Origin of the sequence: Pseudoalteromonas sp. SR41-1 (assembly GCF_014164015.1) — a bacterium.
Classification (GTDB): Bacteria; Pseudomonadota; Gammaproteobacteria; order Enterobacterales; family Alteromonadaceae; genus Pseudoalteromonas; species Pseudoalteromonas distincta.
Map to the genome: position 1 here is coordinate 115416 of NZ_JACJEK010000006.1, position 17442 is coordinate 132857.

16 protein-coding genes and 1 pseudogene are annotated in these 17442 nt (G+C 37.7%); 8 read left to right on the forward strand and 9 right to left on the reverse strand.

Annotated elements, in window-relative coordinates; all coding sequences use genetic code 11:
• Positions 1-18: 18 nt before the first annotated feature.
• Positions 19-381 (forward strand): annotated as a pseudogene (locus H5118_RS20905) (DUF4265 domain-containing protein); the annotation flags it as partial.
• 114 nt (positions 382-495) lie between these two features.
• Here the strand turns inward: H5118_RS20905 and H5118_RS06760 are convergent.
• Positions 496-939 carry a GNAT family N-acetyltransferase gene (locus tag H5118_RS06760; RefSeq protein ID WP_182748266.1) on the reverse strand — a complete coding sequence of 148 codons (444 nt, stop codon included), beginning with the start codon at positions 937-939 and terminating at the stop codon, positions 496-498.
• Positions 940-1137: 198 nt separating this feature from the next.
• On the reverse strand, positions 1138-1638 hold the full coding sequence (locus H5118_RS06765) for a lactoylglutathione lyase family protein (protein WP_002959229.1): 501 nt from the start codon (positions 1636-1638) through the stop codon (positions 1138-1140).
• Positions 1639-1740: 102 nt separating this feature from the next.
• On the opposite strand from H5118_RS06765, the gene H5118_RS06770 reads away from it, so the two are divergent.
• On the forward strand, positions 1741-2616 hold the full coding sequence (locus H5118_RS06770; RefSeq protein ID WP_182748268.1) for a LysR family transcriptional regulator: 876 nt from the start codon (positions 1741-1743) through the stop codon (positions 2614-2616).
• A 61-nt stretch (positions 2617-2677) separates the two neighbouring features.
• Here H5118_RS06770 and H5118_RS06775 read toward each other — a convergent pair whose 3' ends face one another.
• Entirely contained in the window at positions 2678-3355 is a 678-nt protein-coding gene (locus H5118_RS06775) for a haloacid dehalogenase type II (RefSeq protein WP_024591580.1), read from the reverse strand.
• 490 nt (positions 3356-3845) lie between these two features.
• Here H5118_RS06775 and H5118_RS06780 point away from each other — a divergent pair, with 490 nt between their 5' ends.
• From H5118_RS06780 to H5118_RS06790, 3 genes are all read left to right on the forward strand, one after another.
• On the forward strand, positions 3846-4271 hold the full coding sequence (locus H5118_RS06780; RefSeq protein ID WP_182748270.1) for a hypothetical protein: 426 nt from the start codon (positions 3846-3848) through the stop codon (positions 4269-4271).
• A gap of 194 nt (positions 4272-4465) precedes the next feature.
• Positions 4466-4942: a hypothetical protein gene (locus H5118_RS06785; RefSeq protein ID WP_182721307.1), complete on the forward strand. Its 477-nt coding sequence runs from the start codon at positions 4466-4468 to the stop codon at positions 4940-4942.
• A gap of 51 nt (positions 4943-4993) precedes the next feature.
• Positions 4994-5620 (forward strand): DJ-1/PfpI family protein, encoded by a 627-nt coding sequence (locus H5118_RS06790; RefSeq protein ID WP_182721308.1) that lies wholly within the window; start codon positions 4994-4996, stop codon positions 5618-5620.
• Between the two features lie 117 nt (positions 5621-5737).
• On the opposite strand, the gene H5118_RS06795 is transcribed toward H5118_RS06790, so the two are convergent.
• The gene (locus H5118_RS06795; RefSeq protein ID WP_182748272.1) at positions 5738-6514 is read right to left on the reverse strand and encodes a class III extradiol ring-cleavage dioxygenase; all 777 of its coding nucleotides are present in this window, start codon (positions 6512-6514) and stop codon (positions 5738-5740) included.
• A gap of 105 nt (positions 6515-6619) precedes the next feature.
• Between H5118_RS06795 and H5118_RS06800 the strand changes: the two genes are divergently transcribed.
• Together H5118_RS06800 and H5118_RS20595 are read left to right on the forward strand one after the other, a co-directional pair.
• Positions 6620-7525 carry a LysR family transcriptional regulator gene (locus H5118_RS06800; RefSeq protein WP_182748274.1) on the forward strand — a complete coding sequence of 302 codons (906 nt, stop codon included), beginning with the start codon at positions 6620-6622 and terminating at the stop codon, positions 7523-7525.
• A gap of 7 nt (positions 7526-7532) precedes the next feature.
• Positions 7533-7700, forward strand: a complete 168-nt coding sequence (locus H5118_RS20595) for a LysR family transcriptional regulator (RefSeq protein WP_310736093.1) — start codon at positions 7533-7535, stop codon at positions 7698-7700.
• Between the two features lie 86 nt (positions 7701-7786).
• Here H5118_RS20595 and H5118_RS06810 read toward each other — a convergent pair whose 3' ends face one another.
• A complete protein-coding gene (locus tag H5118_RS06810; protein ID WP_182748275.1) occupies positions 7787-8668 on the reverse strand; it encodes a LysR family transcriptional regulator in 882 nt (293 codons plus the stop codon).
• Positions 8669-8783: 115 nt separating this feature from the next.
• Here H5118_RS06810 and H5118_RS06815 point away from each other — a divergent pair, with 115 nt between their 5' ends.
• Positions 8784-9515 carry an aspartate/glutamate racemase family protein gene (locus H5118_RS06815; protein ID WP_182748277.1) on the forward strand — a complete coding sequence of 244 codons (732 nt, stop codon included), beginning with the start codon at positions 8784-8786 and terminating at the stop codon, positions 9513-9515.
• Between the two features lie 254 nt (positions 9516-9769).
• Here H5118_RS06815 and H5118_RS06820 read toward each other — a convergent pair whose 3' ends face one another.
• The 4 genes from H5118_RS06820 to H5118_RS06835 all read right to left on the reverse strand — a co-directional run bounded on the left by H5118_RS06820 (position 9770) and on the right by H5118_RS06835 (position 17285).
• Positions 9770-10936 (reverse strand): aldo/keto reductase, encoded by a 1167-nt coding sequence (locus H5118_RS06820; RefSeq protein WP_002959264.1) that lies wholly within the window; start codon positions 10934-10936, stop codon positions 9770-9772.
• Between the two features lie 616 nt (positions 10937-11552).
• The gene (locus H5118_RS06825; protein ID WP_024596528.1) at positions 11553-11744 is read right to left on the reverse strand and encodes a DUF3185 family protein; all 192 of its coding nucleotides are present in this window, start codon (positions 11742-11744) and stop codon (positions 11553-11555) included.
• A gap of 51 nt (positions 11745-11795) precedes the next feature.
• On the reverse strand, positions 11796-13262 hold the full coding sequence (rmuC, locus tag H5118_RS06830) for a DNA recombination protein RmuC (RefSeq protein ID WP_024596527.1): 1467 nt from the start codon (positions 13260-13262) through the stop codon (positions 11796-11798).
• A gap of 876 nt (positions 13263-14138) precedes the next feature.
• The gene (locus H5118_RS06835) at positions 14139-17285 is read right to left on the reverse strand and encodes a DEAD/DEAH box helicase (RefSeq protein ID WP_182748279.1); all 3147 of its coding nucleotides are present in this window, start codon (positions 17283-17285) and stop codon (positions 14139-14141) included.
• Positions 17286-17442 lie beyond the last annotated feature (157 nt).

The following is a 17442-nucleotide window of genomic DNA, read 5'->3' on the forward strand; positions in this document are numbered from 1 at the left end:
CTTGGCGAAGGTGTCTGGTGTGAGCGGATAAATGGAAATTACAAATTAGTTAATTCGCCTTTCTTTATTCCAAACTTAGCATTCGGGGATATTTTTTCTGCTACACCCGATAAAGTTAACGACCATATATTTGAATTTGATGTTATTGAAGAATCAGGGCACTCAGTCATTTGGGTAATGAATAACGATGATGTAGATATCAGTTTTTTTGTCGATATGCTAAAGAGGCTTGGTTGTAAAATAGAGACTCTTAATCAATTTTCATTGATGACTATCGACGTCCCTCCAGAAATAGATACTATTGCATTGGACCCTCTTCTAGATATGCATGAAGAGCAAGGTCTAGCATACGCATTCCCAGTCTGGAGACATGGTGATTAATTTTCACCTAACAAGAGTCTAAGGTTACGACAGTCCGCAAATGGCACATACACGGCTGTCAGATTTAATTTTACAACTATTATTCTTTAAAATCAGCGACCTACTTATGATGAGTTAACTACTAATTTTAATAACCGCTAACATATCGTCGTCATCCTCATCGAGGCCAACTTCTTCAAACCCAAAACTTGAATAAAAATCTTTAGCAACAGGGTTTAGCGGGTTGTAACAAATCTCGATTTGTTCAAGCTTAGAAGTTGTTTTAATCTCTTCAATAGCCATATTGAGGGCTTTGCGCCCAATGCCTTTATTTTGATGAGTTTGATCCACCATAAAGCGCCAAATAGAAACCTTTGTAGGGGTTTCTTGTACCCACATAAAAAAGCCTACTGGTACACCATTTAGGTAAATAGCTTTACAGGTACACCCGCTATTGTAGTGCGCCTCAACTAACGACCACATATTACACGCTAGGTATTCTTCTTGTGTTTTAGCAACCTCTAAATCGCATATGGCTTCGTAGTTATCGGCGGTGATATCTTCCAATGACAGCTTCATATTTTTCCTTCAGTACAACTTTGTGTAATTAGTAAGCTATCAGTGTATGTACCTATAATCAAACAAATGAAGAGATTGATTTTTATACCCCCTTAAATTAGCTTAAATAATGATCTACACGCCTATCTAAAACAAAAAGGCCGCAGTAATAAATACTGCGGCCTTTGATTTTAGCTAAGTGCTTTAAACTAGGTACGTTTAGTAAGCGCCTGCGCTATATATAAGCTCGTAGCTGTGGCTGTAAATCTCAAGGATGTTACCAAACGGGTCTTCCATGTAGATCATGCGGTACGGCTTTTCACCCGGGTAGTAATAACGAGGGGCTTCCATACGTTTTTTACCGCCAGCTTCTACAATACGCTCGGCTAAACCTTCTACATCAGGGTCTTGAACACAAAAATGAAAGATACCTGTTTTCCAGTATTCAAAATTGTCTTTTGGGTTTTCTTGGTTTTTAAATTCGAAAATTTCGACACCAATACGATCCCCTGTAGATAGGTGCGCTATTTTGAATTTTTCCCACTTTTCGCCAAATACTTCTGTACACATTTCGCCAATTGGGCTTTTGTCTTCGGTAATTAAAGTCGGTTCCATTATTGTGTACCAACCCATAACCTTAGTGTAAAACTCGACTGCTTTTTCAACGTCGGGAACCGAAATACCAATGTGCGAAAAACTACGTGGATATGTATGACTCATAATGCTTCCTCTTTATCTTGTGGCTAGTTGATGGAGTTAGTTTACGAATTGAACAATATTAAGTAAAATTATCATTAATCATCATTTTGAGTATGTTTTGTAATGATAAACCCTGCATGGTTAAACACGTTTTGTACGTTGGTTGAGGTAAATCACTTTACCCAAACCGCCGAACGCCTTTTTATGACCCAATCTGGCGTAAGCCAGCATATTAAAAAGCTTGAGCAACAAGTAAACTGCGCGCTATTAGAGCGTCACGGCAAACAATTTACCCTTACCGTACATGGGCAAAATTTGTATCAGCAAGGCAGTTTGTTATTAAAAGAATGGCAATTTTTAGAACAACAATTAAAAGATGATTCGCCTTACAGCGGCTTGGTAAAAATACAATCGCCTGGTAGTTGTGGGCTACAATTTTACAACCAGTTATTAGCATTACAGGCTGAGCATACCGAGCTTAATATTGATTATCGCTTTGCACCTAATACCAGTGTAGAGCAAGCTGTAGCAAACCACAGTGCCGACATAGGCTTTTTAACCCAAGCCCCCACGCTTAGCGAAGTTACCAGCCACAAAATTGGTCAAGAAGCTTTATTATTAGTAACCCCCGCACATATTAAAAACCCAACATGGGAGGTTTTATGTGAGCTTGGCTTTATTGGCCACCCCGATGCAAAACACCACGCCCAGCTATTACTTAGCGAAAACTACAGCGAGTTTGAGCATGTTGATCAATTTAAGCGCACGGGGTTTTCTAACCAAATAAGTTTAATACTCGAACCAGTAAGTTTAGGACTGGGTTTTACGGTTTTACCTGCGCATGCCGTTAGCGCATTTAATAAACCTGCGCTTATTAAAACGCACCATTTAGCTAATCCTATCAGCGAAAATATTTATGTATGCCATCACCGAAATAGGCCAATGGCAAAGCGTATGAATACAGTAATTGAGCTAATAAAGGCGGGAGTAAATAGTTAAAACGTAACCCCCCTTTACACCCACGGCACTTAATACCATAAGCAAAAGGGGGAATAGAAAATTAATTAACGCTTTCTAATTTTGCTTTTAAATCAAGTAAGTCGGTTGCAATTGTATTTGGCTGTATTTCCCACGGATCGAAGATTGAGTCTTTAGATCGTTGAATCCACGCCGCGCGCATACCGTGCGATATAGCACCGGTTACATCAAACGGATTACTTGATACAAGCCACGTGTTTGCGCCTGTTGAATTAGTTTCGCGTAAAAAGTGGCTATAAACCCCTGGGTTTGGTTTAAAGGTTTTAACGTCGTCGGCACTTACTACCCCTTCAAAAAGCTCACTAATGCCAGCGGTTTCTAATAAGGTATGAACTGCGTCGGCAGCGCCGTTTGAAAATGCAAACAAACGGTAATCCTTCGCTTTTAATTGCTCAAGGCCTGCTTTTACATCATCGAACGCAGGAAGCGTTTTATAAAGCTCTAGCAGTTGCCCCTTTTGATCTTCACTTAGCTCGGTTTTGTGCGCTAAGCAGGCGTAATCGAGTGCGTGTTTTGTACATAGCGAGAAAGGAATATAATTTTGCATTAATCCACGTCTAAATGAATACTCTAATTGCTTTTCGCGCCATGTATTTGAAAATGCTTGGGCGTTATCGCCAATCATGTCGTCGAGTAAGGACAGTACGCCGTGAGTGTTTATTAGCGTCCCGTATACGTCAAATGCAAGTGTAGTTGCCATGTTTGCTCCGCAATAAAATAAATTAAGTTGGTTTTAGAGTACTTGCTTACAGCTTAACTTAATTTGAACGAACGCTCAAATTAATAAAACTTATCTGTTTTAAAAGTTAGATCTTTAAAATCATAATAATAGAAAGAGTTTTATCTTTGTCGGTGATTACTTTAATAGCAGCCCATAATTAATTTTGGGAAAGGGGAAAACGAGTGAAGGTTGGTCTAACTTAATCAAAGAGCTAAAAACTAGTACTTTTTCGAATCTAAAATTCGCAGTTGTTGTGAATTTAGTGGTGGAAATAAAAGTCACAATACAATCATCAGAGTTATTAGAAAAATTAATAAGCACGAATTAGGGGGTTTAAAGTTTAACAAACGCTTGGTACTCCAAAATTATAACTATAAGATAGTTACGAAAATGCTGACCTTCAATAAGTTGAAGCAACTAGCTTTTCTATAAATACAAATGCCAACATTTAAAACACAAGGAATCTCAAATGGATGCTGTTGAGTATGGTTTAATATGCGACCGTAGTGATGAAAAAAATTTAGTTAAAAACATTAATGCTTATTTGGCTGAAAAGGGCTACAGAACATTATACAAATGGAAGGATAAAGGTGGGATAAAAAATATTGATGATCCATCGAGCGATCCGCAACTCGAGTATACGTATGGGCAATTTATAAAAGAGTCTCCTAGGTGGTATTTTGATATATTGCCTAATAAAGATCTCAGAGGGATTTATAGGTTCGCTGGGCAGCAAGATTGTGCGTGGACTCTATTTTTTTCAAAGACAAACCCAGAATCATGTACAGAATCTGACAATATATATTTGGATAACTTTCTAAAAGGCCTTCTCACAGGAACTGGTTATAAAAGTAAATTACTCTACAAATACTCAGATGGCGACTATCGAAGATAGGTACTACTTACCTAGCTCCCCTATTGTATAGCCAAATAAATCAGAGACTAGATACAAAGCTCCTAAAGCCGTGGTAAAAATTAGTTGAGCATTTGTATCTACAACGACAGAAATTTTAAACTTATGTGGAATCACAACTTAAGTAAAAGTAGATTGTTTAAAACCACATCTAACAACCATTCAGAGTACCCATAATGAACAAACAAGAGTTAACCGAAACCTTTAGGAAGTTTGGTGCTTCTAACCCTGAACAGTGGGCTGAGAGCGAAATAGAGGAAGATATCCCTCAGCTGGCTAGGTTTTTATTTTTAAAGGGTGCTTGGAGTAATGTCGTTCCAGACAACGACGATTGGATTCAGCATATCTTAAAAAATTATGATCCAACTGATAATGGCCCATACAGTGGGATGATGCATTCCATCAAAGAAATGATTGATGCAGGTGTTAGTAAAAATGCTATTACAGAGTTCGCTCGATGCATTGGGGCAGAAATGATATTTAACATTACTTACCTCATGGATGACCCAGAAACGGTTGAAGATAACGAATATGTAAGTTGGGGCTTATTTATAACCGATGCTGAAGGTAGGCCAGTTAAAGAATTAAGTGGACTTTATGAAAGCGTTTTAAACACAGATCCAACAGGAAGAGAAATGTGCCCAAAAAAATAAAATTTATTTAAGTAATAATGCTATAAAAATTAAAGAACTAAGTAACATAGTATGAAAATATATTTTTTAATTTACGACAAAGTTGAAGAGCTGGATTTAGTTGGTTCTTGGGAACTAATAGGCCTGCTGGCAGAAAAGGGATTATGTGAAAAACCCAAATTAATATCGCTAAATTCTATGACTCCCTCAGGTGAGCACGGCATGCGTTTTAGTGCCGATTATCATTTTACTGACCCAGTGCAGCCCGATGTATTATTTGTACCTGGCGGTAGTGGTGCACGTATAGCAATGGAAGACCTTGACGTTATTAATTATCTTAAAAAAACAGCTGAAAACTGCCACAGTGTTTTATCTATTTGCACTGGTATGTATTTAATGCAAAAAGCGGGGCTATTTAAGCATAAAAAAGTAACCACCCACTGGGCTTTTTTAGATCACCTTAAAAAAGATAACACTATAACCGTAGTTGAAGAACGCTATGTAAAAGATGGCAATATTTGGTCTTGTGCGGGTGTTTCAGCAGGTATGGATATGTGCCTTGCTTTTATTGCCGATTATTTTGGTGATAATGTTGCCTCCACCATACAATTAGACGCAGAATACTACCCGTCAGCTACTATTTATGGTGAAGCACATAAAAATAGCGCCACATCTAGTTACATTAAAAAGCTGCGTTAAGGCCTATTTTATAAATTAATGTTGGGCATTTCAACGCTTAGCCCAACACTTCTTCGTAAACCCCCATTACACTTTGATTAAATAAACCACTAAGTACTTGCATCGTACTGATGAAAATTAATAAAACTTGTATGCATCAAGCGCTAAAATATCCATTTCTATATCTTCATGGATTTTTTTGGCTTTACCGTCACTACTTCCAAGCGCTGCAAAAAGAGGTAAAAAGTGCTCCTGGGTAGGGTGATTAAATAAAGCATTGGGTGCTTCATTTAAATAGTTAAGTAACGCTTGGGTGTTTTGCGCTATTAATTTTTGCTCAACCCAATGAGTAAACTCATTAACCATTTGAACACGATTAGGTGTAGCAGGGTTTTTAAATATTTCACGTAGATTGTGACTAATCCCGCCGGAGCCAATAATTAATACGTTATCGTAGCGCAGTGGTGCAAGTAACTGCCCGTATTTATACATAGCCTGAGCGCCCAAACGCGTGTTAATAGACACCTGAACAATGGGAATATTAGCTGCTGGGTACATTAAGCGCAGCGGGATCCACACACCATGATCCCACCCTTGATCTGCATTTTGCACCGTTTTAATACCCGCTTTGTAAAAGTACTCACTAATAGTATTAGCAAGCTTAGGGTCTCCTAGTGCTGGGTATTGAATTTCATACAGGGGCTTGGGGAAGTTATAAAAGTCGTGAATAGTATGCGGCGCATCTCCCGATGTAATAACTATATCGTGCGCTTCATCAAAGTGGGCAGAAAACACCACAATAGCTCGTGGTTTACTAAGCGTTTGACCTAATGATGCAAAAAAATCTGACGTAGCCGATTGCTGTACAGCCATCATTGGCGAGCCGTGAGATATAAATAAAGCAAGTTGAGTCATACTAAAACCTTAAACAAATAGACGTGTTATAAACACTATATAAGTTTCTAATTTGACGATAAATATGATACTTATTTATACATTATCAACAAAGTATTGTTAAATATGGATAAGCTCACCACCATGAAGACCTTTTTAGCCGTTGTGCAAGAAGGATCATTTTCAAAAGCGGCCGATAAGCTCGATATTTCCCCGCAGTTAGTCAGCAAATATATTTCTGCGCTGGAAGATAATCTACGCACGCGTTTATTACACCGTACAACGCGAAAAGTAAGTGTTACAGAGGCTGGAAATCAATATTATCAGCGTTGTCAGCAAGTGATTATTGATATTGAAGACATGGAAAACTCACTAAATAACTTAAGCGAGAATGTCTCGGGTGTGCTTAGTATTAGTGCACCTATGTCGTTTGGTACTAAGCATTTAGCAGGTTTGTTGGTTGATTTTCAAAATCAGTATCCAAATTTAAAGTTAGATTTACGGCTCACCGACCAATATGTAGATATAGTAGAGCAGGGTATTGATATTGCTCTGCGCATTGGTGTATTAAAAAACTCAACGTTGATAGCTAAAAAAATTGCACCTATACACCTAGCGGTGTTTGCATCACCCGACTATTTAGAACGCCATGGCACGCCACAAACACTGCTAGATTTACAGTCACATAATTATTTACGCTATTCCCACAGCGAACCCACAAAGCGATTATTTGGGGTTAATGAGTTAAAAAGCGAGCTAAAGCTTGAAAGTAACTTTGTGGCTAACAATGGTGATTTGCTACTAAATACAGCCATTGCGGGTGGTGGTATTGCTATGCAGCCAACATTTATAGCAGGGGAAGCACTGGCTCAAGGTAAAGTAGTGCGCATTTTAAATGACTACGAACCCGAGCCAATGGGGCTTTACATGGTGTATGCAAACAGACAGTTTTTACCCAGTAAAGTACGTGCGTTTGTTGATTTTGCAAGTGGCTATTATGGCGATACACCTTACTGGGATTTAGGACAGTGATATATCGATAAGTAATCAATTAACGTTATTTGTAGATGTAGTGCAACAAGGCTCATTTGCCAAAGCCGCAGCACTGCATGATATGGATAATTCGTCACTATCTAAGCAAATTAAAAAAGGGACAAAACACCCAATTATTATAGAAGTAAAAATCCATAATAAAATAGGAATATAATTAAAATACAGATTCATATTACTGTGAGCGCGTTAAATTAATAATGCCCATTTTACTGTAATGGGGGTTTACAGTAATTTTTTGCGTTATACATTTAGCTCTTTTAATTTATTCCAGACGCTCTCGCCGCCAGGGTGAAGCGCTGCATGGTACCGATACGCATAATATGTAATAGGTACGCAATGATGCTTTTGGCCAACCACAACTAAACTTTTCTCTTTTAGCTCTTTAGTAATGACATAGTTTGGTAACCAAGCAATGCCATTACCCTCTAAAGCCTGTATTTTTAAAAGCTCTGTCATCGACGATACAAATACTTTTTTAAGTTTAGAGCCCGATATTATCGGCTCTAACTGCCTACCCATATAAGAATCTAAACTGTAAGCTAAGTGAGGTACAAACCCATCACTTTCTAAATTGTATATTGCCTTACCGTTTGCATTGCAGGCACTCACTGGCAATAACTCTGCACTGCCTATTTTTTGATGACTAAACGGAGGTAACTTTAATCGTTCGTTATCAAAAGCAATAAGTAGGTCACATGCGCCCTGTTCGAGCGTAGCTGTGGCTTTATCAACATCAATGGCTTCTATATTGAGGACTACTTTGCGATCACTTTTACTATGAAAGTTCGACAGCTTTAGCGCTAAAAACGTAGCTAATGAGTGCGCTGCAGCAACCTTTACTGAGTGAATTTCTTCAGAGGAGAGTTCTTCTAACATACTCACTGAGTTATTCATTTGGTTTATTAGATTACGCGCTGTTATATGAAATATTTTACCGCTTGAGGTAAGTGTAATTGGTAAGTTCTCTCTATCTATTAGCTCTGCACCTACGGCTTCTTCTAATGCTTTAATTCGTCGACTAAAAGCAGGTTGCGTTATATGCCTAAGCCTTGCGGCCTGCGAAAAGCTTTTTGTATTAGATAAGGCCAAAAAATCTTCTAACCATTTACTCTCTATATTCATAATACTCACTCAAGATATGCAATTTAAGCATGGGCAGTAAAATAATAGCATTATTCAAAACAAAAAAAACACGATAAATTTAACCCATACAGTAACAACTTATCGGAATATAACAATGCTTAGAACACTAGGAGTATTGGGAGGAATGGGGCCTTTGGCTACCGCCTCATTTATGAATCAAGTAATTGCGTTATCACCTGCTAAGAATGATCAAGAGCACATACCTATGTTTATAAGGAATATCCCGCAAATTCCTGACAGAACAAATTTTTTAATGGGTATAGAAGATGAAAATCCATTTTTTGAGCTTAAAAAGGGTTTTAACCAACTTACTAGCTTAGGTGTAAGTTGCATTGTTATACCGTGTAATACCGCGCATTATTGGTACAACGCACTAACGCAAAATGCTGATGTGCATACCATTAGTATTGTACAAAGCGTTATTAAGCGCGCAAAGGCAACGGGCAAACGTAAGGTAGGGATATTAGCGACCACAGCCACGCTCAATATGCGGATATATCAGACGGCATTTAGTAAGCACAATATTGAATTTATTGAGCCTAACGAGCAACAGCAAACATTTATAATGCAAGGTATAACGGCGGTTAAGTCAGGAGATTTAACCTCAGGACATAATCTTTTAAAACAAAGTTATGAGCTAATGCTAGCCCACGGTGCCGATACAGTACTATTTGGTTGCACCGAAATACCGCTAGTTTTAAATGAACAAGTATTAAATTCACCCGATACATGCTTAGATACCATCGCGATTTTAGCGCAAGAGTGCGTTAATTGGGCTTATATAAGCACTCAACAATCAACTCACTTATTCTCAAGCGTTGCTTAAAAAATTAAGCATAGGTGTGCCAAGTAATACCAATTCGCTTAATTAAGTGATCTATTTTGAGGATGGAAAAACGTGTTGATAGCTAGGCAAAAATTCGCTATTTAGTTGTTCTCGGCAATTGCTCCTGGATTGCTCTACCTTCTGCATCCATGCAGTCGTAAATGAAAATTTTTTAAACACAGGTAGCGACACGTTTAGCCCCGAAAAATGATTAAGTATTATTGCGGATTGGTATAAATGGCACACCTATTTTGTTATGCAGGTATGGGGGCGTTTTGGGCAATAAGCTGTTTAGATTTCAACTCACTCCAAAATTCGCTTGGTATGGTAACTTTCATTGAGGCTACATTAGCTTTAATTTGCTCCTCCGTGCGTGCCCCAGGAATAATTGAGGATACCGTTGAAGGCGCCTCTGCAAACTGCAGTGCAGCTGTTTTAATATCAATCCCATGTTTAGATGCAATGTCGCTTATTGCATTAAACTTTTGCTGCATAGGCCCTGGAATTTTAGGCGAGTAATTAAAGCGATTACGACCGGCTAAAAAACCACCATTAAGCGGCGCACCAATGACCGCTGAAATACCTCGTTTATCAAGCATAGGAAAGGTTTTATCAAGTGCCTGCTTGTGATCTAAAATTGAATACTGCAGCGCTAGTAAGCAAATATCAGGGTCTGACATATCAAGCGCTTTATAAACAGCATGAGGTGTATTTACTCCAAAACCCCAGCCTTTAATTATTCCTTCATCACGCATTTTAGTCAGCTCAGGAATAGCACCTTTAGCCGCTTGATCAAAATACTTAAGCCAGTCATCTCCCATATCGCTGTTTTGTGGTGATAAATCGTGAATATAAACAATATCGAGTGAGGCGACACCAATACGATGCAAAGTATCTTCTATTGAACGGCGCGTGCCTGAGGCTGAATAATCATACTTATAATGAAACGGTGAGTGATCAGCCCAATGCCAACTATTTTCTAAAGGCTCTGCTGAAGGGGTAAGAAGGCGGCCTACTTTTGAGGATAAAACATAATCTTCACGCTTTTTGTTTCGAAGTAAATCACCGAAGCGCCTTTCGCTTAAACTCAAACCGTAAAAAGGTGACGTATCAAAATGACGAATACCAGAATCCCATGCTGCATTTAGCATTGTTAAAATTTCTGTATCGCTTGATATAGTATTAAAGCCATTCCCGGCGGCAAGGCCACCCAAGCCCATTCTTGATTCCGGCCGATAATGCTTAGCGTTAGTAACATCGTTTGTGGGTAGAGCAGCGCTTTTATCTATTGATCCTTTAGTTTGCATAACACTGCCGTTAGACATTTTTACCTTTAGTTGCTCAGCCAAAGCTGAAGCACTAAAAATAGAGCCTAAACTTAAAGCAGCCCCTGCTTTAATAAAATTTCTGCGAGATACCATGTGACTATTCTCCTTGAGTAGGTTAAATATCTACGCTATAAGCTAGTATAAATAACAACCAAATTCAAGCAAGAAGAAGACAATAAAAACCAATACTATCAATAAGATAATTAAATTAACAAACACTGAACAGACGTTTGAATTAACATTTAAAACTGATTATTTTCTTTACTCGTATAGTCCTTTTAAATGCACAAAACAGTGCACTTTAATAGCTTGATAAAAAAGCATACTTCCAAATTGGTGCACGCTTTAATACTCATTTATACAACATAAAATGGTTACATTTATTAGATGTGTACAAATTAGTAGACAAAACCGCAATAAATTAAAGATGCACAAATAATTTCACTAGCAAAGCGATTGCGGCAATAATTGGCTAATTTAACCGAGCGTAGTTGAAATAATTGGGGTAAATATTACAAAAACGTTTATTTTTGAAGGTTTGCCTTGCAATACACGGCGTATTTTACTCTTTCACAATGCCATTGCTGGCAAGCCCTGTAAGAGTTTTATCTTGCCAAGTAACACTGTGCAGTGCAGCAAATTGCAACTAAATTCAACGTAGTTAGCGCTGAAAATAGCTGCTTAAATAGATCAATTATTCAAGTTCAGGTTACTTGAGCTTTTTAATACCAATTAACACACAGATGGCACCGCCAATAATACCCGCCCATGCTTCTATTGGTGTGTCGCCACTAAATGCACGGCTAAGCTGCGAAGCCGCCGCATCATACACGTCGTATCCCCACATAATTAAAGCGATACCTATAACGATTAAAACAATTCCTACAATCTTATTATTCATAAATACCCTTAAGGTTTAACTTACATAAACTAAATAAAAAATAAATCAGGGTTAATCTAACTCTAATTGGGCACGTTCTACGCTCTCACTAGGTAGCTCTTTTTGTACCGACACACCTAGCTCTTTAAACTCTGATGCTTGTTTAATTAAATTACCTTTACCACGGTATAGCTGCGAAAATGCTTTATCATAACTTTCTTTCGCTTTATCAAGCTGCTTACCTACGCCTTCCATACTCAATAAAAAACCATTGAGCTTGTTATAAAAACGCTCCGCTCGACTTGCCAGCTCTTTTGAATATTTGGTTTGCTCTTCAAAACGCCAAAGCTGTTTAACAATATTAAGGCTAGTAAGCAGGGTAGTGGGTGTGGCTACCAGTATATTTTTTTCGATTGCTTGTTGGTAAATATCGCTTTGATATTTGAGTGCTTCTACAAAAGCTGATTCTATTGGTACAAACATAACAACTACTTCTGGCGAGTTAATACCTGGTAAGCGGTCGTACGATTTACTCGCAAGTTCATTAATACGCGCTGTAACGGCGTTTACATGCTCTTTAATTGCTTGATTAGCATCTAGATCATTTTCAGCGTTCACGTAGCGTGTATAGGCATTTAATGAAGTTTTAGCATCAATAACTAAGTGGCGACCCTGTGGTAAGTACACAACTACATCAGGGCGCAAGCGGCCATCTTCAGTGTTAAACGACACTTCGCGCTTATAATCAACGCCTGCACGTAAGCCAGCACTATCTAATACGTTTTCGAGCATAAGCTCGCCCCAATTACCTTGGGTTTTCTTTTGCCCTTGTAGGGCGTTACTGAGCTTGTCGGCTTGATCTGTTATAGCTTGGCTTTTAGCTTGCAAATGCAGTAGCTCGGTTTTAAGTGCAGTCCGTTGTTTTATGTCTTCAACGTGCATTGATTCCATTTTTTCTCTAAAGCCTTTTAGCTCGCCTTGAACTGGTTTTAATAATTGCTCAATGCTTTCTTGATTTAAGGTTTTAAAGCTTTGTGATTTTTCTTCTAGAATTTTATTGGCTAGGTTTTCAAACTCTTTTTTGAGCGTATTTTTACTTTGCTCAATTTGCGCGAGTTGCTCGCTAAAGTTTTGCTGTTTTTGCTCAAGGGTAGTGCGCATATTATTATATTCAACATCGCGCTGATTGTATTGTTCACGAAGCGCTGCCAGCTCGCCTTCGGCTTTACGCCAAAAATGATTGTATTGAATGCTTTGTTTTTCTTGTTCGCTAAAACGCGTTTTAAAATGCTGCGCTTCATCGCGCTGCTCTTGGTGAGTATGTTCTAGCAGTTCATGATCTTCTAGCAAGGCGCTGTATTGCAGCTCTTTATTATCAAATTGGTTTTGTAACAGGGAAAGCTGTTGCTGCTGTTCGCTTATTTGTAGATGTAGCTTTTTGCGAAGCCGTGTTGATACAGCGCCGTAAAATAGGGCGCCTAAAGCAACACCAGCACCAGCGCTTAGCCAATCAATATTAGTGAGTACTTGAGTGAGCATAAAATAAACTTATAAAATTTAGAGACATGCCATCATAACCAATAACCAACAACAGAAGTAGGGGAGTTAAGAAATTACAGACATAAAAAAGCCAGCTTAAAATAAGCTGGTCAAATATTACTAAGTTAAGTAATCAAAGGGATAATCAACATGTGCCCGAGCAAGCTGCAACTTAAATACATAATCACCAAAATAACTAATATTATTAGGTGAGGCTATATAACAACAGGCATTAGAGTAGACCGGATAACAAAATAATTAAGTCAAATTAATTTGCGGAAGATCAATTATTTTTATTCGGGTTGATTTAAACAAATCAAATTATGGGCATAAAAAAAGCCAGTTCAAAATGAACTGGCTCAATCATTACTAAAATTAGTAACTAAATAGGGGGAATCAACATGAAAACTTGTATTAACTGCAATTAATCAACAAGCATAATAGTAGACGCGTCTTTTTTAATTAAGTTCAAAAAAATAAAAAACTTTTAAAATAAGTGCTCAACGCTAAGTTTTAGACATAAAAAAAGCCAACTCAAAATGGGCTGGCTCAATCATTACTAAAATTAGTAACTAAATAGGGAATCAACATGAAAACTTGTATTAACTGCAATTAATCAACAAGCATAATAGTAGACGCGTCTTTTTGAATTAAGTTCATAAAAAAATAAAAACTTTTAAAATAAGTGCTGCACGCTAAATTTTAGACATAAAAAAAGCCAACTCAAAATGGGCTGGCTCAATCATTACTAAAATTAGTAACTAAATGGGAAATCAACATGATGCTTGTGTTAACTGCAATTAATCAACAAGCATAATAATAGACGTCCACTTTTTAATTAAGTTCATAAAAAGATCAAAACTTTTTAGATCTTTTTTAGTTTTTAATTAATGACAACATTTGCTGCTCATCAAACTTTGTAAAGCTCATTGATTTATCAGTAAATAATGCATCAACAAGGGCTTGCTTGTCTTGCTGCATTTTAAATACTTTTTGCTCTATTGAGTTACTCATTATGAGCTTATAAACAAATACAGGATTAGTTTGACCAATACGGTAGGCTCTATCAGTCGCTTGCTTTTCTACTGCGGGATTCCACCATGGATCAAAATGAATAACGGTATCTGCTTGTGTTAAGTTAAGGCCTGTTCCACCGGCTTTTAAGCTAATTAAAAACACGGATGTTTTACCACTGGTAAACTCGTCGATTACTTTATCTCGTTGACGCGTTTGCCCTGTAAGCATACTAAAGTTAATGTTTATTTCTTCAAGGCGTTGGGCTATTAAATCGAGTGCCGATGTAAACTGACTAAATATAATAATCTTACGACCCAGACTTAGCATAAGCGGTAAGTGTGTTGTTAACCATTCAAGCTTAGCGGAGCCTGCTTGAGTATCTGGATCTATTAATTTAGGGTGGCAACAAATTTGCCTTAACTTTAAAAGCGCCTCTAAAAATGCAAGCTTACTTTTTTGTGCGCCTTGTTCGGCAAATAAGTCTATTAGCTTCTCTTCTAATGAACGTGTAATGCCTTGGTACATTTCTTTTTGCTTAGGCTCAAACTCAAACTCTTTTGTAAGCTCTGTTTTTTCAGGTAACTCTTGCGCTACTTGTGCTTTAGTGCGGCGCATTATAAAGGGCATAATTAACGCTTTTAACTGCTCAGCCCTCTGCATATCAGCTTCACGCTCAATAGGTGTTTGAAAGTGCTGCTTAAAGTGGGCTTGAGACCCAAGTAACGATGACATAGCAAAATCGAGTAACGATTTAAGCTCAAGTAAATTATTCTCGATTGGAGTACCACTTAAACAAAGTTTAAAGTCGGCATTTAAGCGTTTAACTAATCGTGAAACCTGTGCGGTATCGTTTTTAATGTATTGTGCTTCATCGAGGATTATATTTTCAAAATATAATGGCGAATAATATGCAATATCACGCTTTAAAAGCGGGTATGTAGTAAGAATGCATTGCGCTTGTGCTAAGTGTTGTAAAGGATCGTTACGGTTTGATCCAAAAATAGTGGTAACTTTTAAACTTTTAGCAAACTTAGTAATTTCGTTTTTCCAATTACTCACCAAGCTAGTTGGGCACACTATAAGTGTAGGGCCTGCTTGAGGGCGGTTAAATGTACTCGCTAAAAATGCAATAACTTGGAGTGTTTTACCCAACCCCATGTCGTCAGCTAAAATACCACCTAATTGATGACGTTTTAAAAAGCTAAGCCAATCAACGCCTTGCTGTTGGTACTCACGAAGTGTTACAGAGTCATTTAAGCCATGTAATGAAACCTTAGGCATTGCCTTATCGGTATTATTTAACTCTTGTAAATATAGCTCAAGTGAATCGTCGTGAAGCTCTACGTTAATAGCTGTGTGCTTTACTAGTTCAGGTAAATACGAAAGCGGAATATTAAATTCGTCACGTGTTTTTACAAATTCAAAACGTTCTTTAAATTCGTTTAATAAGTTAATGGCAGACTTATTAATAACCCCAAATTGACGACCAAGCGGGTAGTAATAAAACAGTTCACTTTGGCGATTCAATGACTGATAAAGCGAATCAGCATTAGTAAACAACAGCGCTGCTTTTGCGTCACACAACAATACTTTGCAGTGCATTTGATGCCCTGCTGCACGGTGTACATGTAAACTCACTTCACATTGTGGATTAGGGCTTGTTACTTTACTTACACTGACTTGCCAACCACGCTGCTTAAAGCCAGGGAATACTTCGTATATTAGCCAATGCAAATGGATAGGAGATTGCTTTGTAAATACAAGCTCACTTTGTAAACCCCCTTTACAAAATTCAAACCCTAGATTGATTAGCTCGTTAGTTACGGTGTTTTCAAATGCGCTATTTATAGTACTTGCTGGGGCAGAACCAGCTAAATAGTTTTTATTTTTATACTTAAATAATAGCGAAAGCGATAAACCTTGCTCGCCCATTGTAACTTTTAAAACAGCGTTACTAGATAGCTTAGGTAACGTTGGCTGCAAGTTAGTAGGGTGCGGTATAACACCTGCGCCAAAGTTATCGGCAAGCTGTTTATATATTCTGTCAAAATTAGCGTCATGCAAAGCAGGCATAGTTTGTAAATGCGCTATTTCGTCTGCACTCAATGGGGTACGAAGACGACCCGCTTTTAAATGATCTAAATCGAGGTAAGTAGGTGGTGTTGTTTTTAATAAAGCCCAGTTTTGGGTTTGCTCAAGCTTAATAACTAATTGTGATAGATCTTTATCTTGCTCCCAACTAAAACTCAATGCTTGGCCAGATTGCGCTTTAATTGGCACGCGAGAGCGCTGAAAAAACAAGCGTTCAGTAGCTATCAATTGTTGTAGGGCACTAAAGCCCCATTGGCCTTTTAGCTCAATACTTCCTACTGCATTTTGTGAACGTATCCAACTAAATAATCTAAAATCACTTTCGAGTAAATCATTTGGCGTTACGAAACTATTTAACTGTTGCTCAGTGAGGTTTCGGCCTAACGTGTAATTTTTTTTAGTCTCAAAATTAGCTATTTTAGGTGTTAAAAATACTTTGTTATTTTCAATATCTAATACAAATAATAATACTTGCGAGGGTGTATGTTGATCACCACTTTTAAGAGCGCTTAATTCACTAAACCAATCATTAATGAAGTAATCTTCACCGTATTCACCAGAGTGCTCTATTTTAAGCTTAAACAAAATAGCAGCTAAATGTCGGCATTTGGTTTTTGCATTACACGTACAGTGTGTATCAACAGAATAACCAGTTGGTACTTTACTGATCTCAATACGTTGGTTAAATGATGATCCGTTATCCACTTGCACGGTAGAGTCTACAACAGAAAAATTAGGGGTATGCTCTAGCCAGGTGATTTGACCTTTCTTGTAGTACTCTTTGCCTTTATCTAAGACATTTTCGCGGAAAAGTTTTTTAATAAAGCGTTCAGAAAGAGGAAACTGGGTAGCCTGCTCATTTTTAATTTCTTCAAAAATAGCCATTAAATCATTTTTTGATAAGTTAGCAGACATGTCACTCTAAGCATTAAATTTTAAAAATAATTCTGCCAGTATATGCCTTATGTGCTCTGAGCTAAAGCACTATTAACAAGATATAAACTGGTTGGAGCTGATAGCTTAGTAAAAAATCGGTTTATAGGTAAAAATGAGTATAAAATTTCGCAAAATA